The 21,361-nt window shown below is 31.4% G+C and carries 18 protein-coding genes; 15 read left to right on the top strand and 3 right to left on the bottom strand.

What is annotated here, in order from left to right:
- The 4 genes from dat (at position 1) to HMPREF2737_RS10725 (ending at position 3,829) form a co-directional block, all read left to right on the top strand.
- Positions 1 to 849: a D-amino-acid transaminase gene (gene dat, locus HMPREF2737_RS10740; protein ID WP_053025157.1), complete on the top strand. Its 849-nt coding sequence runs from the start codon at positions 1 to 3 to the stop codon at positions 847 to 849.
- A 455-nt stretch (positions 850 to 1,304) separates the two neighbouring features.
- Positions 1,305 to 2,096: a phosphotransferase family protein gene (locus tag HMPREF2737_RS10735; RefSeq protein WP_037536899.1), complete on the top strand. Its 792-nt coding sequence runs from the start codon at positions 1,305 to 1,307 to the stop codon at positions 2,094 to 2,096.
- Between the two features lie 14 nt (positions 2,097 to 2,110).
- Positions 2,111 to 2,761, top strand: a complete 651-nt coding sequence (gene trmB, locus HMPREF2737_RS10730; protein ID WP_037551081.1) for a tRNA (guanosine(46)-N7)-methyltransferase TrmB — start codon at positions 2,111 to 2,113, stop codon at positions 2,759 to 2,761.
- A 246-nt stretch (positions 2,762 to 3,007) separates the two neighbouring features.
- Positions 3,008 to 3,829 (top strand): YtnP family quorum-quenching lactonase, encoded by an 822-nt coding sequence (locus HMPREF2737_RS10725; RefSeq protein ID WP_037551079.1) that lies wholly within the window; start codon positions 3,008 to 3,010, stop codon positions 3,827 to 3,829.
- 117 nt (positions 3,830 to 3,946) lie between these two features.
- Here HMPREF2737_RS10725 and HMPREF2737_RS10720 read toward each other — a convergent pair whose 3' ends face one another.
- On the bottom strand, positions 3,947 to 4,264 hold the full coding sequence (locus HMPREF2737_RS10720; protein ID WP_037551077.1) for a membrane protein: 318 nt from the start codon (positions 4,262 to 4,264) through the stop codon (positions 3,947 to 3,949).
- 86 nt (positions 4,265 to 4,350) lie between these two features.
- Here HMPREF2737_RS10720 and HMPREF2737_RS10715 point away from each other — a divergent pair, with 86 nt between their 5' ends.
- The 10 genes from HMPREF2737_RS10715 (at position 4,351) to ccpA (ending at position 17,363) form a co-directional block, all read left to right on the top strand.
- Entirely contained in the window at positions 4,351 to 5,430 is a 1,080-nt protein-coding gene (locus HMPREF2737_RS10715; RefSeq protein WP_037551075.1) for a M42 family metallopeptidase, read from the top strand.
- Positions 5,431 to 5,435: 5 nt separating this feature from the next.
- Positions 5,436 to 5,747, top strand: a complete 312-nt coding sequence (locus HMPREF2737_RS10710) for a thioredoxin family protein (protein ID WP_037551073.1) — start codon at positions 5,436 to 5,438, stop codon at positions 5,745 to 5,747.
- A gap of 111 nt (positions 5,748 to 5,858) precedes the next feature.
- Complete coding sequence (locus HMPREF2737_RS10705; protein ID WP_037551071.1) at positions 5,859 to 6,716, top strand: DUF1444 domain-containing protein; 858 nt, start codon at positions 5,859 to 5,861, stop codon at positions 6,714 to 6,716.
- A 21-nt stretch (positions 6,717 to 6,737) separates the two neighbouring features.
- Positions 6,738 to 7,334: a YtpR family tRNA-binding protein gene (ytpR, locus tag HMPREF2737_RS10700; RefSeq protein WP_037551069.1), complete on the top strand. Its 597-nt coding sequence runs from the start codon at positions 6,738 to 6,740 to the stop codon at positions 7,332 to 7,334.
- Between the two features lie 20 nt (positions 7,335 to 7,354).
- Positions 7,355 to 11,239 (top strand): DNA translocase FtsK, encoded by a 3,885-nt coding sequence (locus HMPREF2737_RS10695; RefSeq protein WP_037551067.1) that lies wholly within the window; start codon positions 7,355 to 7,357, stop codon positions 11,237 to 11,239.
- 20 nt (positions 11,240 to 11,259) lie between these two features.
- Entirely contained in the window at positions 11,260 to 12,573 is a 1,314-nt protein-coding gene (gene murC, locus HMPREF2737_RS10690; protein WP_037551066.1) for a UDP-N-acetylmuramate--L-alanine ligase, read from the top strand.
- A gap of 81 nt (positions 12,574 to 12,654) precedes the next feature.
- Positions 12,655 to 13,161 (top strand): DUF948 domain-containing protein, encoded by a 507-nt coding sequence (locus tag HMPREF2737_RS10685; RefSeq protein WP_011275484.1) that lies wholly within the window; start codon positions 12,655 to 12,657, stop codon positions 13,159 to 13,161.
- Between the two features lie 71 nt (positions 13,162 to 13,232).
- On the top strand, positions 13,233 to 14,675 hold the full coding sequence (locus HMPREF2737_RS10680; protein ID WP_226955415.1) for a YtxH domain-containing protein: 1,443 nt from the start codon (positions 13,233 to 13,235) through the stop codon (positions 14,673 to 14,675).
- Positions 14,676 to 14,959: 284 nt separating this feature from the next.
- A complete protein-coding gene (locus HMPREF2737_RS10675; protein WP_037551064.1) occupies positions 14,960 to 16,051 on the top strand; it encodes a bifunctional 3-deoxy-7-phosphoheptulonate synthase/chorismate mutase in 1,092 nt (363 codons plus the stop codon).
- Between the two features lie 319 nt (positions 16,052 to 16,370).
- Positions 16,371 to 17,363 carry a catabolite control protein A gene (gene ccpA, locus HMPREF2737_RS10670; protein ID WP_037551062.1) on the top strand — a complete coding sequence of 331 codons (993 nt, stop codon included), beginning with the start codon at positions 16,371 to 16,373 and terminating at the stop codon, positions 17,361 to 17,363.
- Between the two features lie 145 nt (positions 17,364 to 17,508).
- On the opposite strand, the gene HMPREF2737_RS10665 is transcribed toward ccpA, so the two are convergent.
- Together HMPREF2737_RS10665 and HMPREF2737_RS10660 are read right to left on the bottom strand one after the other, a co-directional pair.
- Complete coding sequence (locus HMPREF2737_RS10665; protein WP_037551060.1) at positions 17,509 to 18,666, bottom strand: acetoin utilization protein AcuC; 1,158 nt, start codon at positions 18,664 to 18,666, stop codon at positions 17,509 to 17,511.
- A 34-nt stretch (positions 18,667 to 18,700) separates the two neighbouring features.
- A complete protein-coding gene (locus HMPREF2737_RS10660) occupies positions 18,701 to 19,333 on the bottom strand; it encodes a GNAT family N-acetyltransferase (protein ID WP_037551058.1) in 633 nt (210 codons plus the stop codon).
- 164 nt (positions 19,334 to 19,497) lie between these two features.
- Here HMPREF2737_RS10660 and acsA point away from each other — a divergent pair, with 164 nt between their 5' ends.
- The gene (acsA, locus tag HMPREF2737_RS10655; protein ID WP_037551057.1) at positions 19,498 to 21,207 is read left to right on the top strand and encodes an acetate--CoA ligase; all 1,710 of its coding nucleotides are present in this window, start codon (positions 19,498 to 19,500) and stop codon (positions 21,205 to 21,207) included.
- Positions 21,208 to 21,361 lie beyond the last annotated feature (154 nt).

Here is a 21,361-nt window from a genome sequence, read left to right as displayed (position 1 = left end):
ATGACAAAAGTTTTTATTAACGGCGAATTTATCGACCAAAATGAAGCTAAAGTATCTTATGAAGACCGTGGTTATTTATTTGGTGATGGGATTTATGAATATATTAGAGCATATGATGGGAAATTATTTACAGTAACAGAACACTTTGAACGATTTATTAGAAGTGCAAGTGAAATTCAATTAGATTTAGGCTATACTGTCGAAGAATTAATAAATGTAGTTAGAGAATTATTAAAAGTAAATAATATTCAAAATGGTGGTATCTATATTCAAGCTACGCGTGGTGTAGCACCAAGAAATCACTCGTTCCCAACTCCAGAAGTAAAGCCGGTTATTATGGCATTTGCTAAAAGTTATGATCGTCCATATGATGATTTAAAAAATGGTATTAATGCAGCTACTGTTGAAGATATTAGATGGTTACGTTGTGATATTAAAAGTTTAAACCTTCTAGGAAATGTACTTGCAAAGGAATATGCGGTTAAATACAATGCTGGTGAAGCAATTCAACATAGAGGGGAAACTGTTACAGAAGGCGCTTCTAGTAATGTATATGCGATTAAAGATGGTGCCATTTATACGCATCCTGTTAATAATTACATTTTAAATGGCATTACTCGTAAGGTTATTAAATGGATTTCTGAAGATGAAGATATTCCTTTTAAAGAAGAAACATTTACTGTTGAATTCTTAAAAAATGCTGATGAAGTCATTGTTTCTAGTACATCTGCTGAAGTGACACCAGTTGTTAAGATTGATGGTGAACAAGTTGGTGACGGTAAGGTAGGTCCTGTTACTCGTCAATTACAAGAAGGCTTTAATAAATATATTGAATCTAGAAGTAGTTAATTCATTAAAATAATTAAATTGAAGAGCGTACTAATTCTTAAAAGATAGAATTATAGTACGTTCTTTTTTATTTTTCAGTTTGAATAAATTAAATGAATTAAATTAAAAATACTCAGTTTAAAGATATGAAAATGTGTTATAATGAAACCTAAAGATTGAATCGAATTTTAGCTAGTATCGACTAGTAAAATGTATCTTTTTGTTTCTCATTTTCAGTTGAAAAAGAAGGCTAAAAATTATAAAATCAACATTGAGTGATAAAAGAGACGTATTTATTTAAATAAGTGTTAGGGGACAATAACATATCATTTAAAATTATGACTTATATGTAAAAACATAACTATTTTGAAATATATAATCTTTTTTCCAACAAATGATTATAATAAATTAGAATATATGGCTCTTGAAAACTATATTTCTCGAGCCATTTTCTAATTGAAAGTGAGGTGAACGAGTTGGAGCAGTTTTATCAATTAGGGTGGACACTTGATTCTGCAGGTGGCGCTTCAGGTGAAGCATACATGGCTGAACAAGATGGACAAAAGCTATTTTTAAAGCGTAATTCTAATCCATTTATAGCAGCGCTCTCAGCTGAGGGGATTGTACCTAAATTGGTTTGGACTAAACGTATTGAAACAGGTGAAGTAGTTACAGCGCAACATTGGAAAAATGGCAGAGAACTAGAACCTGATGAAATGTATCAATCACGAGTTGCTGCATTATTAAAAAAGATTCATGGTTCAAAACCTTTACTCAATATGCTTAAACGAATGGAAATGGAACCAATCACACCTAATATTATGTTAAAAAAGATTAATGCTTCATTATCAAGAGAAGTATTAACACATCATATTATTCGCAAATCATTAACATATTTAGAAGAACACATACCTAACCTAGATTCTCGCTTTTTTACTGTTGTACACGGAGATGTGAATCATAATAATTGGTTATTATCTGATCGGGATGAGTTGTTCTTAGTAGATTGGGAAGGTGCAATGATTGCTGATCCTGCAATTGATATTGGAATGCTGCTTTATAACTACGTTCCCGAAAAAAACTGGTCAGACTGGTTTAAAACATACGGTGTAGAAGAGAGCATTGAATTAAACAAGCGTATGAAATGGTATACGGTAATTCAATCAATCGGAATGGTTCAGTGGTATGAAGAACAGAAAAGATTTAAAGATATGAATAATTGGTTGAAATTCTTAAATGAGGTTATGAATAGTAATTTATTTATCTAAGGGAGATTTCGTGTATGAGAGTTCGCTATAAACCATGGGCGGAAGATTATTTGAAAGAACATCCTAATTTAGTTGATATGGATGGGGTGCATGCTGGAAAAATGTCAGAGTGGTTTGATAAAGAGCAACCGATTTATATAGAAATTGGATCTGGTATGGGGCAATTTATAACAACACTAGCTTCTAAATTCCCAGAAATAAACTTTGTTTCTATGGAACGTGAAAAAAGTGTAATGTATAAAGTGTTGGATAAAGTGAAGGAACTAAACCTGACAAATTTAAAAATGATATGTAATGACGCTATAGAGTTAAATGAGTATTTTAATGATGGTGAAGTCTCTCGAATCTATTTAAATTTCTCAGATCCTTGGCCAAAAAAAAGGCATGCTAAACGTCGATTGACATATCATACTTTTTTAGCTTTATATCAACAAATTTTAAAAGAAGATGGAGAAATTCATTTTAAAACGGATAATAGAGGTTTATTCGCTTTCAGTTTAGAAAGTATGTCGCAATATGGGATGTACTTTACGAAGTTAAATCTAAATCTACATGACGAAGATGATGAAGATAATATTTTGACAGAATATGAAAAGAAATTTTCTGAAAAAGGTTCTAGAATTTATCGTATGGAAGCGAAATTTCATAAATCTATTAAACATTAGTTAGTAAAATTTCAATAATAAGTACTATTGAAATAATGTATTACAAATATTAAATTAGTGATAGAATAATGAAATTAACAACAATAAAATATACTCAGTTCTAATCACCCTACAGGAGTGGTACAATGATTCATTATGAATAATGTACCACTCCTGTTTATTTATTTTTAAAGTGGATATTGTATTGTAACTTAGATTGATATCTGAACACTTAATAGATAAAAAGACAAATGGAAGGTGTTTAATATGAAATTAGGCGCATTTAACATCAATTATTTAAATGGTGGTATGACGCAAATGGATGGTGGGGCCATATTTGGAGTAGTTCCTAAACCATTATGGACTAAACGATATGCTGTTAATGAGAAAAACCAAGTTCCAAATTTAACTTACCCAATTTTAATTCAAACAGGGGATAAAAATATTTTGATTGATGCTGGAATTGGTAATCATAAATTAACTGATAAACAACTTAAAAATTATGGTGTCATGTATGAAAGTCAAATACATGATGAACTAGAAAAATTAAATTTAAATGTTGAAGATATAGATATGGTACTTATGTCCCATATGCATTTTGATCATGCCACAGGTCTAACAGATGTTGACGGCAACTCAATTTTTTCGAAAGCTACTCATTTTGTGCAACAAGACGAGTGGCATGAATTTATAAGCCCTAACATACGTAGTAAGGCAACTTATTGGGAAATCAATAGAGGTACTTATGAAAATAAATTAATACTTTTTGATAAAAAGGTTGAAGTTTATCCAGGCATTCATATGAAGCACGTGGGTGGTCATAGTTATGGACAATCAATTATTACGATTGAAAGTGAAGGAGAGAGAGCTGTCCATATGTCTGATATTATGCCTACGAATGCACATATTAATCCATTATGGGTTATGGCATATGACGATTATCCAATGCAATCCATTCGAGAAAAAGAAAGATTAATTCCCTATTACATTTATCAAGATTATTGGTTCTTGTATTATCATGATAATGTATTCTTCGCGGCTCAGTATGAACTTGATGGCAAAACAATCAAGCAGTCAATTAAGCGTTAATGATTGACTAGTGAAATGTTGGATTTAGGCTTGCTTTAATAATAGAAATTACATGTAAAGTAAATGGTAAGAGGAGTGGGCATATTTTAATTCCAACTCCTCTTACCATTTACTTTATTATAACTCTATAATATTAATGATTTCTCCCGATTTAGCATCCGCATAAAATATATATTCAACTTGCTGATTATTCTTACTTTGAGTTATGCCACCTTGAAAAATTAATTTGTTTGGATATAAATTGTCATCTACATACGGCTCATGAAGAATAAATGAGCCCTTAACATTCATAAAGTAAGATTTGGCTTCTTTCAGAACATTACTAGGATTTTGGATTTTATTCTTTTCTCTAAGAAAATAGATAAATATAATAGTAGCAACACTTGTAAGTAAAGCAACTGAAATTGAGATGTATTTGTAAGTTTGACGTGTCATAATCTTTACCTCTCTATTAATAGTTCTTATCATTAGTGTACCATATTCAAAATGATATAATACATTTAAGGAGTGTGTTAGTTAAGATGGACAAGAAAAAAACTTTAGAGCGAATTAAAGCTTTAACTGAATTACATGGTGCGGCAGGTTTTGAAGAAGACGTACGAAATTATATGAAAAAAGAAATGGCACCATATGTTGATGAATTTATTGTAAATCACATGGGTGGTTTCTATGGAGTCAAAAAATCTAAAAAAGCTAACGCCAAGAGGATAATGATAGCTGCACATATGGATGAGATTGGATTTATGATTACAAATATAACAACAAATGGTATGTTACAGTTTACCAATCTTGGAGGAGTAGCAAATGATATATGGCAGGGTCAACGCCTTCAAGTTAAAAACAGAAAAGGAGACATTATTGTAGGGATTGTTTCTAATATACCTAAACACTTTAAAACTGGAAATGAAGCAGTACCTGAAATAAAAGATTTATTGTTAGATATAGGTGCAAGTTCTGATAAAGAAGTAAGGGAATTAGGTATTCAAATAGGAGATACAATAGTTCCAAATACTGAATTGACGCAGTTATCTGAATATCGATATAGTGCTAAAGCATGGGATAATCGATATGGTTGTGTCATTGCAATTGAAATACTAGAATTGTTGTGTGATGTAGAATTGGATGTCGATTTATATGTTGGTGCTAACGTTCAAGAAGAAGTAGGATTACGTGGTGCTAAGCCAGCTGCTGAATTAATTCAGCCTGACGTTGCTTTGGTCGTAGATTGTTCACCTGCGAATGATATTAAAGGTGTAAACCAATTATCAGGTGAATTAGGTGGTGGAACATTAATCCGTATTAAAGACGGCACTATGATTCTACAACCAGAATTTAGAGATTATCTAATTAAGTTAGCTGAAGACAATCATATAAAATATCAATACTACATATCTCCAGGCGGTACAGATGGTGGAGAAATACACAAAGCTAATATTGGTATTCCAACTGCAGTAATTGGTGTTTGTGCTAGATATATTCATAGTACGAATGCAGTTTTTGATATTAGAGATTACTATTCTGCAAGACAGCTACTTGAACAAGTTATATTAAATTTAAATATAGAACAAATTAACAAATTACAATTCCAAGATAAGGAGTAGATTAAATGATAAAATTAGAATCTGAATCTCAATTTAATTCACTTAAGAAAGAAAACACAGTATTTGAATTTACAGCAGGTTGGTGCCCTGACTGTCGTATTATTGAACCTGATTTACCTCGATTAGAAGAGAAGTATAAACATTTTAATTTTGTTTCAGTTGATAGAGATGAATTTATAGATTTAGCTATTGAAAATGATATTATGGGTATCCCAAGCTTTTTAGTGTATAAAAATGATGAATTATTAGGTAGTTATATTGGAAAAGAACGAAAATCTATTGAACAAATTGATGAATTCTTGAGTAAATATGTTTAATTAAAAAGTAATTTAAAAAATAGTAGAATTTAAACTCTAACCTATTTTTTCTGTAATTGACTACAAATTTATTGTAAAATAGCATAAGGTGTGAATATAGGAGTGTTAAATATGAATGTTTTTCAAATAAGAGATAAATTAAAACAACGTTTAGCGCATCTAAATGTTGATTTTAAATTTGATCGTGAAGAGGAAACATTACGTATATATAGACAAGACAATTATAAAGGTGTAACAATCAAGTTAAACGCTATTGTCGCTAAATATGAAGTCCAAAAAGAAAAAATAATAGATGAAATTGTTTATTATGTTGAAGAAGCAATCGCTCAAATGGATGATGAAAGCATTGAAAAAATGACTAACATCCAGATTATGCCTGTCATACGTGCTACAAGTTTTGATAAAAAAACAAAAGAAGGTCATCGTTTTATCATTGAAAAGCATACAGCTGAAACCAATATTTATTACGCACTTGATTTAGGTAAATCTTACCGACTAATTGATGAAAGTATGTTGGAGTCACTTGGTTTAACTGAACAACAAGTTAAAGAAATGTCATTATTCAACATACGTAAACTCAAAAATGAATATAAAACAGATGAAGTTAAAGGAAACATTTTCTATTTTGTAAATTCAAATGATGGGTACGATGCTAGTCGTATTTTGAATACGAAATTTTTAGAAGATATCTATCAACAGTGTGAAGGTGAAATGTTAGTAGCTGTTCCACATCAAGATGTCTTAATTATTGCTGATATACGTAATAAAACTGGTTATGATGTAATGGCTCATTTGACAATGGAATTCTTCACTAAGGGATTAGTTCCAATCACATCATTATCATTTGGTTATGAAAAAGGACATTTTGAACCTATATTCATTTTGGGTAAAAATAATAAACAAAAGCGAGATCCAAATGTTATTCAACGATTAGAAGCAAATCGTAAAAGATTTAATAATAAAAAATAATTGATATAGAGGAGATTTCAAATGAATTTATTTTACAATAAAGAAGGAGTAGGGGATGTAGCTTTTCTACAGATAGAACCTACTGATGGACCGTTTGAATTTAAAAAACAAGGCGATATTGTTGAAATTAGTAAAGAAGGAACAATAGTCGGTTTCAATATATTTGAATTTTCAAGATATAACAAAATAAGTGGAAACGGACATATTAAATTAACTTCTGAACTAGTGGATGCGCTTCAGAAAGCCATAAATAAATCAGGATTAGACTATCAATTAAATGCAGATCTATCTCCTAAGTTTGTAGTTGGATATGTTGAAACTAAAGAAAAACACCCAGATGCTGATAAATTAAGTGTTTTAAAAGTAAATGTTGGTAATGAGCATTTACAAATCGTATGTGGTGCACCAAATGTTGAGGCAGGCCAAAAGGTGGTTGTCGCAAAAGTAGGAGCAGTAATGCCAAGTGGTATGGTTATTAAAGATGCTGAATTACGTGGTGTAGCTTCTAGTGGAATGATTTGTTCTATGAAAGAATTAAATTTACCAAATGCACCTCAAGAAAAAGGTATAATGGTATTAAGTAATGACTATGAAATTGGTCAAGCATTTTTCGATTAAGATAGGAAGGAAGTGAATATATGAGTTGGTTTGATGATTTATTTAGTAATAAAGAGAATTCTGATGAAGAATTGCTCAGACGCAAAAGTAAACGTCGCAATGGCGATCTAACTCAAAATAAAGATGATTCATTACTTCCTGAAAACAACGATATATATGATCGTCCAAGAGGTAAGTTTCGTTTCCCTATCGATGTGGGTCAAGACGAGAATTATGAAGAAGCAATTTATCGTGACAGTAATGATGATATAGATAGTTATAGACCACATTCTACTAATGACCATAGTTTATATGATTCATTTGTTTACGATGGTCATACAAATCAATCTAATAATTATGCTAAGTATGATAGTTCAGAAGATTCAAGAAGACGACGTAGAAGAAATCATATAAATCAAGATGATACTGGTATACCTTCTATTAAATCAATAAGTCCTAAGTCATCAAATAAATATACTGATACACAACGCTTTAACAAACATCAAAGCAAGTACTCTAGTACCAATGTTTCAAATTATTTAAAACCTAATTCTAATCACCAATCTAGAGTTAAGTTACAATCAGAAAGATTTAAATCAAACTATCATTTAAGTTCTGAACCTACATATCACCGTTCAAGTTTTAAAACATCGGAAGTACCATCTGCTATTTTTGGAACTAAAAAGCGTAGACCCATCGAAAACGGTGTAATACCACCTGTTAAAGATGATGAAGATTCAAAAGAGTCTACAACAAAATATAGTTCAAGCACAGTTGAACATGTTCCCCATGAAAGTAATCATGGTATAGCTGACAATTCAAATAAGGAAGATACTAAACGTTCCTCACAAATTGATTCATCAATTAACAATGAAAATGAATCAACAATAGAATCAAGTTCTAATACCTCTAATAATAATGAGCGTACTCCAAATTATTCAAAACGTGATAACACGGTGAATATTGAAAATATTTATGCATCTCAGATTGTAGAGGAAATTAGAAAAGAAAGAGAGCGTAAAGTTCAACAAAAGCGTAAATTTAAAGAAGCCTTACAAAATAAACGACAACAAACTGATGAAGAAGATATTATACAAAGAGCAATCGATGAAATGTATGCTAAGCAAGCAGAACAATATACTGGTGAAAGTTCACTTAATCAAGGTGACAATGTAAGCAATAAATCGAATGAAGATGAAATCGATGAAAGCAAGCATAGTTATTATAGTAAGAACAAATCATTAGCAGATGAGCACAATGGGCTAGTTCAAAATCAAACTGATGAACAAACTAATAGTGGTAATGTTGATAATCAAACGGAAGTTTCAAATGAATCTCATGAACCCTACAATTATGAAGAAATTGATTTAAATCAAGTTTCTAGCGTCCAACAAGTTAGTCAGGATGATGTACAAGTTAAAGATGTATTAGAAGAACAATCATTAAAAATTAACAATAATAAAGTGGAAAGTTATTCAAATGAAAAATTTGATGACTACTTAGAGGACACCAATAGTCATGAAGAAATGCTTCATGATGATGATTTACATGATCAAGTCATGGATGATGGAGAAAATGAAGGTATTAGTAATAAAACAACTTCTGAAAACAATGATGAAAAAATAGACGATGCTAATTATAGAGAGATTAATGAATCAGAATCACTTATGCAAGATAAAACAAATGATTTATCATTTAATGATGAAGTGAATAACTCTGAAGATCAACAAAATCCATCTGAAAATAATATCAATAATGCTGTTCGAAATGCTGTTTCTTCAGATATAGAATACGCAACTAATGAAGACGAAGAAAATGATGAAAGATTGGCACAAGATACGAATAAAGAAAATCAAAAGTTATCACAAACAGAAGATATACAAAATGAGTCTTTTAATAACGAAGATGTATTATTAACGTCTAATACAATAGATGATTCAGAACATCTTGAAAAAGATAGTTTAAGTGAAGATAAAAAACCTGAACCATCATCTAATAAAACTAATAAAATACCTCAAAAAATGTCAATCAAGCCTGGTAGTAAACCATTTAATGTTGTAATGACACCTTCTGATAAGAAGCGTATAATGGATGCTAAAAAAAATTCAGTTTCAAGAAACAAAGTTAATGTGCCTGAATTAAAACCTGAAACAAAAAAAGAAGCACAAGATGAGAAAATGAATGCAGAATTCGACAATCATTTAAATGAGTCACAATTAAATTCTGACGAATCAACTGATTTTAATTTGGCATCTCTTGAATACAATGAAAGTTCCGAACATTCAGTTGAAAAAGACAATTTTATAAATGACGAAAACACAAGAGAAAATGAACATCAAGATGTTGATAATAGTCAAAACAATGATATACCTAAAGGAAATCAATTTGGAAAAGTTCAAAATTCAAATAATCAAAATGATAATAAACAAGATATTAATGAGTTTGTTTCTAAAGAGGATTATTCCGATGATACTTCAAAAAAGAATCATAAAGATGGAAATGACGCTAATCATAAGGCTCCTATAAGAAGAGGACCTAATATTAAGTTACCAACCCTTGATTTATTAGAAGATCATGAAGAACATGAAATAGATGAATCATGGATTGAAGAGAAAAAACAAGAATTAAATGACGCTTTTTATTATTTTAATGTACCTGCTGAAGTTCAAAATGTTACAGAAGGACCAAGTGTAACTCGTTTTGAATTGGCGGTAGAAAAGGGTGTCAAAGTTTCAAGAATTACAGCTTTACAAGATGATATTAAAATGGCTCTAGCTGCTAAAGATATTCGAATTGAAGCACCAATTCCTGGAACAAGTTTAGTTGGTATTGAAGTACCGAATTTAAATCCTACGAAAGTCAATTTAAAATCTATTTTAGAGAGTCCAAAATTTAAAAATGCCGAGTCTAAATTAACAGTAGCAATGGGTAATCGAATCAATAATGAACCATTATTGATGGACATAGCTAAAACACCTCACGCATTAATTGCAGGGGCGACTGGTTCAGGTAAATCTGTGTGTATCAATAGTATTTTAATGTCATTACTTTATAAAAATCATCCTGAAGAATTAAGATTATTACTTATTGACCCTAAGATGGTAGAACTTGCACCATATAACGATTTACCACATCTAGTTTCACCAGTTATTACTGATGTAAAGGCAGCTACACAAAGTTTAAAATGGGCAGTAGATGAAATGGAAAAACGTTACAAATTATTTGCGCAATTCCATGTAAGAAATATTACTGCCTTCAATAAAAAAGCACCATATGAGCAAAGAATGCCAAAAATTGTTATTGTTATTGATGAGTTAGCTGATTTAATGATGATGGCACCTCAAGAAGTAGAACAATCAATTGCTCGAATAGCTCAAAAGGCTCGTGCATGCGGTATACACATGTTAGTTGCAACACAACGACCTTCTGTGAATGTCATCACTGGTTTAATAAAAGCTAACATACCTACACGTATTGCATTTATGGTATCTTCAAGCGTTGACTCAAGAACGATTTTAGATAGTGGCGGTGCAGAACGCTTGTTAGGATATGGGGATATGCTTTATTTAGGTAGCGGAATGAATAAACCAATTCGTGTCCAAGGTACTTTTGTTTCGGATGATGAGATTGATGATGTAGTTGATTTCATAAAAGATCAAAGAGAACCTGACTATTTATTCGAAGAGAAGGAATTACTTAAAAAGAATCAAACACAAGCTCAAGATGAATTATTTGATGATGTGTGTGAATTTATGGTTAAAGAAGGACATATATCTACTTCATTAATTCAAAGACATTTCCAAATTGGTTATAACCGTGCAGCTCGAATTGTAGATCAACTTGAACAATTAGATTATATTTCAGGTGCTAATGGTTCTAAACCTAGAGATGTATTTATTACTGAAGCAGACATAAAGAAAGATTAATTTAAAGGAGTTTTATGTATATGACGCATTATCATTTTGTTGGTATTAAAGGCGCTGGAATGAGTTCGTTAGCACAGATCATGCATGATCTTGGTCATGAGGTGCAAGGGTCTGATATTGAAAAATATGTATTTACAGAAGTAGCATTGAAAAATAAAGGAATTAAAATACTACCATTCAATGCAGATAATATTGAAAAAGGAATGGTAGTAATACAAGGTAATGCGTTTCCAGATACTCATGAAGAAATTGTTAAAGCGCATGATTTAAAATTAGATGTTATTCGTTATCATGACTTCTTAGGTCACGTAATTGATCAATATACATCTGTTGCAGTTACTGGTGCTCACGGAAAAACATCAACAACGGGTTTATTATCACATGTTATGAATGGTGATAAAAAAACATCATTCTTGATTGGTGATGGAACTGGAATGGGATTACCTGCGAGCGATTATTTTGCATTTGAAGCATGTGAATATCGTCGACATTTCCTAAGTTATCATCCAGATTATGCAATTATGACAAATATTGACTTTGATCATCCTGATTACTTCAAAGATATTGATGATGTAGCAAGTGCTTTCCAAAGCATGGCGCACAATGTCAAAAAAGCAATTATTGCTTGGGGTGACGATGATCATCTAAGACAACTTAAAGCCGATGTTCCAATTTATTACTATGGATTAAATAAAAATGATGATATCTACGCAGATAACATTCAAATCACGGATAAAGGCACTCAATTTGATGTTTATGTTAATGGTGAATATTATGATCAATTTTTATCACCTCAGTACGGTGATCATAATATCCAAAATGCATTAGCTGTAATCGCAATTAGTTACCTAGAAAAGATGGACGTTAACAACATTAAAGAGGCATTAGAAACATTTGGTGGTGTAAAACGTCGTTTTAATGAAACAAATGTTTCTAATCAAGTATTAGTAGACGATTATGCTCACCATCCAAGAGAAATTAGTGCTACAATTGAAACAGCACGTAAAAAATATCCAAATAAAGATATTGTGGCAGTTTTCCAACCACATACTTTCTCAAGAACACAAGCCTTCTTAGATGAATTTGCAACATCATTAAGTAAAGCGGACCATGTTTATTTATGTGAAATATTTGGTTCCATTCGTGAAAATACTGGCGATTTAACGATTCTAGATTTGATAAATCGTATTGACGGATCTGCGCTTATCGAAGAAAATAATATTGACGTATTAGATCAATTTGATAATGCAGTCATCTTATTCATGGGTGCAGGTGACATTCAAAAGTTACAACGTGCATATGAAGAACATGTCGGCATGACAAATGAATTTTAATATGTTTATATATAATTATGTTGGGTATTTATAATTAATAGCTTTTATTTAAAAGTAAATGGTAATTAGGAGGCGTTTTTAATGGATTGGATTTTACCAATTGCTGGAATTATCGCTGCGATTGCATTCTTAGTATTATGTATTGGAATCGTTGTTGTTTTAATTTCAGTTAAAAAGAATTTAGATCACGTTGCTAAAACACTTGATGGTGTTGAAGGCCAAGTTCAAGGTATTACTCGTGAGACAACTGATTTACTTCACAAAGCTAATCGCTTAACTGAAGATATTCAAGGAAAAGTTGAACGTTTAAACTCTGTTGTCGACGGTGTTAAAGGCATCGGTGATTCAGTTCAAAACTTAAATGGTTCAGTTGATCGTGTAACAAACTCAATTACACATAATATTTCTCAAAATGAAGATAAAATTTCTCAAGTAGTTCAATGGTCAAATGTTGCAATGGAGATTGCTGACAAATGGCAAAATAGACACTACCGTAGAGGAAGTGCAAACTACAGAAACACATCTGTAGGTAATGATGCAAATCATTCTAACGAAAATTACACTACTAACGTTGAGAAAAACTTTTAATATGATTCAATCAAATGCACTTAAATGAGGTTTTTACTTATTTAAGTGCTTTTCTTATAGGAGGAGTTAATATGAGCAAGAAATATAATCGTGACGCATTTGAAGTTACAAATTCTGGTAATGATTTACACGGAAAAGGTGCTAATCAACAAGACAACACATCACAATCAAATGCAACAAAGCATTATGACAGAGATTCATTTGCAACATCTAATACAGGCAGTGATTTGCATGGACAAGGTGCTAATCAACAAGATAGTGCTGCACAGTCAAATGCGACAAAACATTACAACAGAGATGAATTTGAAAAAAATAATTTTGGTCATGATTTACATGATAATGGACCAAACCAAAAAAATGGTAAATCTAGACAAGGTTCAAATACAGAACATTATAATAGAGACGAGTTTGCGACTAACAACACTGGTAAAGATTTACACGGACAAGGTGAAAATCAGAATTCTAATAATTATGATGTATCAAATTCTGAATATAGTCACAACAAGTTCAGTTCTCATCCTTCACGTAAGGACTTTGTAATTAGTTTTATTACAGGTGCTTTAATCGGTTCAGCTGTAGGGTTATTTTATAAAAATAAAGCTGAAGAAAAAATCGATGGTGCGAAGACTAAAGAAAAAGAATTGAGAAATCGTTACCAAAATATTAAGCAACAAACTGAAAGTAATATCGAAAATGTTAAACAAAAAATTGATGACTTTAAAAACAGAGACAATTCAGAAGTTAGCAATGATGAACTTGTAGCTCAACAAAATGCAATCAAAGCTGAAACGTCGAATAATTTAGCAGATCAATCACCACAAGCGCAAGAAATACAAGAAGCTAAGGCTGAAGCTAAAAAAGATTCAAAATCAAAAGAAATTAGTGCTACAGAATTAGCTGCACAACAAAATGCAATCAAAGCTGAAACGTCAGATGATTTATCAGACCAATCACCTCAAGCACAAGAAATACAAGAAGCTAAAGCTGAAACAGAGAAAGAAGAAAATGAAACTAAAGAGGTTAGTGCTACTGAATTAACAGCACAACAAAATGCAGTAAAAGTTGAATCATCAAATAATAATTTATCAGATCCTTCAATTAAGGATGATGCTAGCCATAATAAAAATGTTACTGCGAAAAATCTAGCATCAGCTGCTAAAACAAAAAAAAGTAAATTAGATAATGACTCAAGCGTAGCCAATAAAACAAAAACTTTATTAGAAGAGCCTTCTGTTGCTAAATCAAAAGGTATTAATACTGTTCCTAATTTAGTTACAAAAGAAGACAAAACAATTAACACCAATGAAGACCAAGTAAAAAATAATCAAGCTCACGCTACTTCTAAATTTGAAAATGGTGTTATCACACACGATACAAAATCAAACAATGAAAAATCAACAGGGAATAGCAAGCAATCACAAAACGAACCAAAAGCTAAAAATAAAACACCTAAACAACAACAAAGAGCTGAAAAAGCTAAAAGTAAAATAGATAAACGTACTTTTAATGATTAATGAAACTTTAACTTACTGATTAAGTTAATATTCATTCATTAAATGGAGCGGATTCATAAATCTATATATATATTAGATTTTTGATTCGCTCCATTTTTTATATCGAAAACGATTAATTAAACATTTCACAATAGTAATTAGATAATTCATAAATTTTAGAAAATTTTTAGACTTCTAAGGTTGAACTATTATTTTTAAATTGTTAGAATATTATCTAACTAATATTATTTTATCGCTTTAAAGTAATATAATTAATTAAGTAACTTTTATTGAGGTGAGTAGTAATGTCAACGAAATTAGAACAATACAGAGAAGAAATTGTTTCGATTAATAATCAAATTTTAGCATTATTATCTAAACGTGGTGAGTTAGCTCAAAAGATTGGTGAAGAAAAAATAAAACAAGGCACAAAAGTTTATGATCCACAGCGCGAAAAGGAAATGATTAATGAATTAATGGATCGTAACCAAGGACCTTTTAATGATAATGTTATTAAGCAATTATTCAAAGAAATCTTCAAAGCGTCAACTGACTTGCAAAAATCTGAGAATGAAAAACATCTTTATGTATCACGTAAATTAAAACCTGAAGATACAATTGTTAAATTTGACAACGGTGGCATTATTGGCGATGGGAATAAATCATTTGTATTTGGACCTTGTTCTGTAGAATCTCAAGAACAGGTAGATGCAGTCGCAAAAGATTTGCAAGCTAGGGGAGAGAAATTCATTCGTGGTGGCGCATTTAAACCTCGTACATCGCCTTATGATTTCCAAGGTTTAGGCGTTGAAGGGCTTAAAATTTTAAAAAATGTTAAAGATAAATTTGGTCTTAATGTTGTTAGTGAAATTGTAAATCCTGCTGATTTTGAAGTTGCTGATGAATATCTAGATGTATTTCAAATTGGCGCGCGTAACATGCAAAACTTTGAATTACTGAAAGAAGCTGGCAGAACTAATAAACCTATCCTATTAAAAAGAGGATTGTCTGCGACTATTGAGGAATTTACCTTTGCAGCCGAGTATATTGCTTCACAAGGAAATAAAAATATTATCCTGTGTGAACGTGGTATCCGTACTTATGAAAAAGCAACACGTAATACTCTAGATATATCTGCTGTTCCAATTTTAAAACAAGGAACGCATTTACCTGTAATGGTAGATGTAACGCATAGCACAGGACGCAAAGATATTATGTTACCAACTGCAAAAGCTGCTTTAGCTGTTGGTGCAGATGGTGTAATGGCAGAAGTTCATCCAGACCCATCTGTTGCACTAAGTGATAGTGGTCAACAAATGGATTTAAATGAATTTGATCAATTTTACAATGAATTGAAACCATTAGCTGAATTATATAATTCAAAAAAATTAAAATAATAAGTTCATCTAATTAGATAATTGATATACATGAGCTATTCGTTTTACTGAATTATAAGTATGTTTTATAATACTAATTCTGGTAATAATGAATAGCTCTTTAAATTGTCATTCTTTAACTATTCTATTTATTAATCAACGATTTCATTTTATTGAATAATATGGCAAATTACTCTTTTGTAAATAAAATAATATAAAATTTGACATAAATGTGAAATTATTACCAATAGGTTTGAATGAAAGCGATTTTGTGGTAAACTTTGAAAATGAAATGAAAACACGTTATAATAACAAATAAAACGCTTACAAGGAGGAAATTATGACAGTAACTATATATGATGTTGCTAGAGAGGCCCGAGTATCTATGGCAACCGTTTCACGAGTAGTGAATGGTAATCAAAATGTTAAACCTGAAACTAGAAAAAAAGTTAATGAAGTAATCAAAAGATTAAATTATCGACCAAACGCTGTTGCAAGAGGACTAGCTAGTAAACGAACAACAACAGTAGGCGTTATCATTCCTGACATATCCAATATCTATTATTCTCAATTAGCTCGTGGTATTGAGGATATAGCAACAATGTACAAATATCATTCTATAATTTCTAACTCAGATAATGATTCTGAAAAAGAAAAAGAAATATTTAATAATTTATTAAGTAAACAAGTAGATGGTATTATCTTTTTAGGTGGAACGATTTCTGAAGAAATTAAAGATTTAATTAATCAATCATCTGTTCCAGTCGTCGTATCAGGTACGAATGGAAAAGATGACAATATCGCTTCTGTTAATATTGATTTCAAAACTGCAGCAATGGAAATTACTGAGCAACTAATCCAATCAGGTGCTAAAGAATTTGCATTAGTAAGCGGTGATTACTCTAAAAAAGCTCAAGAAGATGTATTTAATGGTCTTAAAGAAGTAGTGGATCGTCATCAATTAAATTTAAATGAAACTGTGCAATTCTCTGGATCTGAAAGTTATAAAGACGGTATTAAAGTATTCGAGAATTTGAAAGGTGATTTACCTGATGCCATTTTATCAATAAGTGATGAACAGGCAATAGGTATTATGCATAGTGCATTAGATGCTGGTATTAGAGTACCAGAAGATTTACAAATTGTTAGTTTCAACAATACACGATTAGTAGAGATGGTAAGACCAAAACTATCTAGTGTTATTCAACCATTATATGATATCGGTGCTGTAGGCATGCGTTTATTAACAAAATATATGAACGAAGAAGAAATTGAAGAACCTAATGTTATTTTACCTCACCGTATTGAGTATAGAGGTACAACCAAAGACTAGTAGTAAAAAATAATTTATTATTAATAGTTACAATTTCAACACATATCAACTGACAAACTGAGAATATATGTTATAAACTTTCCAATTATAATTGCTTTAAGGGAGCGGTACGATGATTTTAAAATTAAATCATCATACCGCTCCCTTAGTGTGTATACCAATGAACGATTCTACTTGCTCGTTCGTTGTTTTTCTGTGAGATTTCATATGTTCTGGGTATTGTTTGATAGTCGCGATAATCTTCTGTCCAATGTTTAGGTAGGTTTACTGGTGAGTACGCACGCCATTTTTTAATCCATTGTTCTGGTAAAGGTCCTTCTTGAATGGGTTTATTAATTAATGCTAAAAATATATGGCTCCACGCTCTTGGAACTACTTGCCAAATATTATAACCTCCACCACCAAACATTAAAACTTTTCCATCTGTATATTTGTGCGCTAATTTATTAATTATATATGGAATCTCGTATAAAGTTTCTAATGAACAACTCATGTGTGTTAAAGGATCTAAGTAATGAATATCCACACCATGTACACTAAGTAGGATATCAGGTTTATAAGCCTCAATAACACTTGTCACGGATTCTTCAAAGACTTTTAAATAATTATCATGTTCAGTATAAGGTTCTAACGGTAAATTTACTGTATAACCATAGCCTAAATCTTCGCCACGTTCAGTGTAATGTCCTGAACCTGGAAATAAAAATTTCCCTGTTTCATGGATGGAATAACACATGATCGTATTATCAGTATAAAGGCTCCATTGAGTCCCATCACCGTGATGCGCATCTGTATCAATGACCATCACACGTTGCTTATATTTAGTAGCAAGATATTTTGCTGTAATGGCAACATCATTATAAATGCAAAATCCATTGGCACGTCCGGGTAAACTATGATGTAATCCGCCACCTAAGTGACAACCATTTAATATATTTTCATTCATTATTTCATCTGCCAAATTAAGTGCACCGCCAACAATCCTTGCACTATGCCTGTGCATATGTTGAAATTGGAATGTATCATCTGTATTTAATCCATATTTATTAGCCTCCGATGGACTTAAAATTCCATGAGACGCATGTTTAATTGCTTGTATATAATCATATTTATGAATTAAAGCCAATTCCTCTTCAGTGGCTATTCTAGGATTAATGATTTGATCATCCTTCAACAATTTCATCATTTGGAGTAATTCTGTAGTTAATTTTAATCGCATTTGATTAAAAGGATGGTTATCATTAAAACGATATTTTAATAGTTCATCTGAATAGACATAACCCGTTCTTAAATTATTTTGCATAAATATCATACCCCTTAAATTTTTAACAGAAATCTTAAAATAAAAATCGATTCTTATAACGTAAATCATCAAAAGACTGTTGCTGGTCTAATGTAATTCTGTTACCAATTCTCGCCATTAAACAATTAGCTGGATGACAGGTAATTTCTGGATCATCAGTAGCAAATACTTCTAATCCACCTTTAGACATTAATTTTTGCATCATTTTTTTATATTCAAAAACATCTAATTTAGCTGATTTCAAATCCCAATGCCAATAATACTCAGTTGTCAAAACAATATAGTCTTCAAACTCATCTTGAGAAAGACTTAATGAAATAAGCTCACCACCTAGATGAAACTGTCTAAAATCACGATGCACTTCTATAGCACCTAACTCAATTAAATAGGGTAGCTGTCCCTCAGCCCATCTTTCAAATTCATCGGGATAGTGATATGTTACATACCCTATGACATGTTTGTTTTCTCGAGCAATATAAATACGACCTTCAGGTAATTGCGTAATTTCTTTCAAAGCGTCAAATTGATCTTTTGCCGGTCTAAAGGCATTTAACGACTCATCGAAAGAAAGCGTTTTCAAATAATTGCATGAAACAGGGCCTTCAATAATGAAATGCTTATTGTTAATTGTTAGGTGCTTGGTTACGTTTGTTTTAATGTGTTTCATTCATCTCACTCCCAATACGAACTACTATTATAGTTATTTTATATTTATTTAGAGAAATAAACAAATTAAATTGTAATAATTATCTAAAAATTTTGAATAACACAAAAATTAATGTATAATACTTTTTAAAGAAAGCGATTTCATTAAATGAGGGGGAGTTTATAATGAAAGTAGAAGTATTTGAAAGCGAGCAAGGTAATTATAATTTACAAGATTATGAAAAGACATATCAGGACTTTGATTGGGATGAAGTGAAAAAAGCTTTCTCAAGGAATGAAACAGGAAAAATAAACATGGCTTACGAGTGTATTGATCGTCATGTTGATAATGGTAAAGGCGATAAAATTGCACTTAATTATAGAGATGAAAAACGTAAGGAACAATATAGTTTTAAAGAATTAAAAGTGCTATCAAATAAGGCTGCCAACGTTTTAGTAGATAAAGCGAATGTTCAAAAAGGGGATCGCGTATTTATCTTTATGCCAAGAACGCCTGAACTATATTTTGCCTTTCTTGGTATTCTAAAAATTGGTGCTATCGTTGGTCCATTATTTGAAGCTTTTATGGAAAAAGCGGTAACTGATAGATTAGAAAATAGTGAAGCAAAAGTCATTGTTACTACAAATAGTTTACTAGGCAGAATTCCTAAGGATAAATTACCTCACTTAGAAACAATAGTAGTTGTTGACGATGAAGTTGATGAACAATATGTTGATTTCAATAAAGAATTGAATCAAGCAAATGAAGAATTTGATATTGAGTGGTTAAAAGAAGATGATGGTTTAATCTTACACTACACATCAGGTTCTACTGGTCAACCTAAAGGGGTATTACACGTTCAAAAAGCAATGTTACTTCATTATATTTCAGGTAAATATGTATTAGATTTAAAAGAAGGTGACATTTACTGGTGTACAGCTGATCCTGGTTGGGTTACAGGTACATCTTATGGTGTGTTTGCACCTTGGTTAAATGGTGTTACAAATTGCATAGCGGGTGGTCGATTCTCTCCTGAACAATGGTATAGCATGATTGAAACATTTAAAGTAACAATTTGGTATACTGCGCCTACAGCATTAAGAATGTTAATGAGCGCAGGTGATGATGTAGTAGAAAAATATGATTTATCATCATTACGATCAATTTTATCTGTTGGTGAGCCACTTAACCCTGAAGTTATTAAATGGTCTAAAGATGTATATGATAAACGTGTATTAGATACATGGTGGATGACAGAAACAGGGGGGCATATGATTGTGAATTATCCTGCAGTTGACGTTAAATTAGGTTCAATGGGTAAACCATTACCGGGAATAGAGGCTGCTATTATAGATGACTCAGGTAATGTATTACCACCGAACAGAATGGGGAATTTAGCTATTAAAAAAGGTTGGCCATCTATGATGTATTCAATTTGGAAAAACCCTGAAAAATATAATTCTTATTTTATTGGAGATTGGTACGTTTCAGGTGATTCAGCATATCAAGATGAAGAGGGTTATTTCTGGTTCCAAGGCCGTGTTGATGACGTAATTATGACTGCTGGTGAGCGTGTAGGTCCATTTGAAGTAGAATCGAAATTAGTTGAGCATGAAGCAGTAGCTGAAGCGGGTGTTATCGGTAAACCAGATCCTGTCAGAGGCGAAATTATCAAAGCCTTTATTTCATTACGCCAAGGCTATGAACCTTCAGATGAGCTAAAAGCAGATATTCGTAAATTTGTTAAAGAGGGGCTATCAGGTCATGCAGCACCAAGAGAAATAGAATTTAAAGATAAATTACCTAAAACACGCTCTGGTAAGATTATGAGACGTGTGTTAAAAGCTTGGGAGCTTAATTTAGATGCAGGCGATTTAAGTACGATGGAAGATTAAACTTTAATGAATGTAACTAAGCTAGGACAATTATTGGTCCTAGCTTTTATAATGATTATAGTTGACCTAAGTCGAAATAAAGGTTTTTGAATTCATACTATGATGTATTTTTACTTTAAATGTTTAGATTTATAAAATAAATTTATTTAAATTA

Origin of the sequence: Staphylococcus sp. HMSC069D12 (genome assembly GCF_001810405.1) — a bacterium.
GTDB classification, from domain to species: Bacteria; Bacillota; Bacilli; order Staphylococcales; family Staphylococcaceae; genus Staphylococcus; species Staphylococcus haemolyticus.
Note: the sequence above shows the minus strand (reverse complement) of the source record. Positions and strands in the feature narration are given on the sequence as shown.

Excerpts from the sequence above, each read along its gene's own strand:
- dat (WP_053025157.1), top strand. The coding sequence starts at position 1 with ATGACAAAAGTTTTTATTAACGGCGAATTTATCGACCAAAATGAAGCT.
- trmB (WP_037551081.1), top strand. The coding sequence starts at position 2,111 with ATGAGAGTTCGCTATAAACCATGGGCGGAAGATTATTTGAAAGAACAT.
- HMPREF2737_RS10725 (WP_037551079.1), top strand. The coding sequence starts at position 3,008 with ATGAAATTAGGCGCATTTAACATCAATTATTTAAATGGTGGTATGACG.
- HMPREF2737_RS10720 (WP_037551077.1), bottom strand. The coding sequence starts at position 4,264 with ATGACACGTCAAACTTACAAATACATCTCAATTTCAGTTGCTTTACTT.
- HMPREF2737_RS10715 (WP_037551075.1), top strand. The coding sequence starts at position 4,351 with ATGGACAAGAAAAAAACTTTAGAGCGAATTAAAGCTTTAACTGAATTA.
- HMPREF2737_RS10710 (WP_037551073.1), top strand. The coding sequence starts at position 5,436 with ATGATAAAATTAGAATCTGAATCTCAATTTAATTCACTTAAGAAAGAA.
- HMPREF2737_RS10705 (WP_037551071.1), top strand. The coding sequence starts at position 5,859 with ATGAATGTTTTTCAAATAAGAGATAAATTAAAACAACGTTTAGCGCAT.
- ytpR (WP_037551069.1), top strand. The coding sequence starts at position 6,738 with ATGAATTTATTTTACAATAAAGAAGGAGTAGGGGATGTAGCTTTTCTA.
- HMPREF2737_RS10695 (WP_037551067.1), top strand. The coding sequence starts at position 7,355 with ATGAGTTGGTTTGATGATTTATTTAGTAATAAAGAGAATTCTGATGAA.
- murC (WP_037551066.1), top strand. The coding sequence starts at position 11,260 with ATGACGCATTATCATTTTGTTGGTATTAAAGGCGCTGGAATGAGTTCG.
- HMPREF2737_RS10685 (WP_011275484.1), top strand. The coding sequence starts at position 12,655 with ATGGATTGGATTTTACCAATTGCTGGAATTATCGCTGCGATTGCATTC.
- HMPREF2737_RS10680 (WP_226955415.1), top strand. The coding sequence starts at position 13,233 with ATGAGCAAGAAATATAATCGTGACGCATTTGAAGTTACAAATTCTGGT.
- HMPREF2737_RS10675 (WP_037551064.1), top strand. The coding sequence starts at position 14,960 with ATGTCAACGAAATTAGAACAATACAGAGAAGAAATTGTTTCGATTAAT.
- ccpA (WP_037551062.1), top strand. The coding sequence starts at position 16,371 with ATGACAGTAACTATATATGATGTTGCTAGAGAGGCCCGAGTATCTATG.
- HMPREF2737_RS10665 (WP_037551060.1), bottom strand. The coding sequence starts at position 18,666 with ATGCAAAATAATTTAAGAACGGGTTATGTCTATTCAGATGAACTATTA.
- HMPREF2737_RS10660 (WP_037551058.1), bottom strand. The coding sequence starts at position 19,333 with ATGAAACACATTAAAACAAACGTAACCAAGCACCTAACAATTAACAAT.
- acsA (WP_037551057.1), top strand. The coding sequence starts at position 19,498 with ATGAAAGTAGAAGTATTTGAAAGCGAGCAAGGTAATTATAATTTACAA.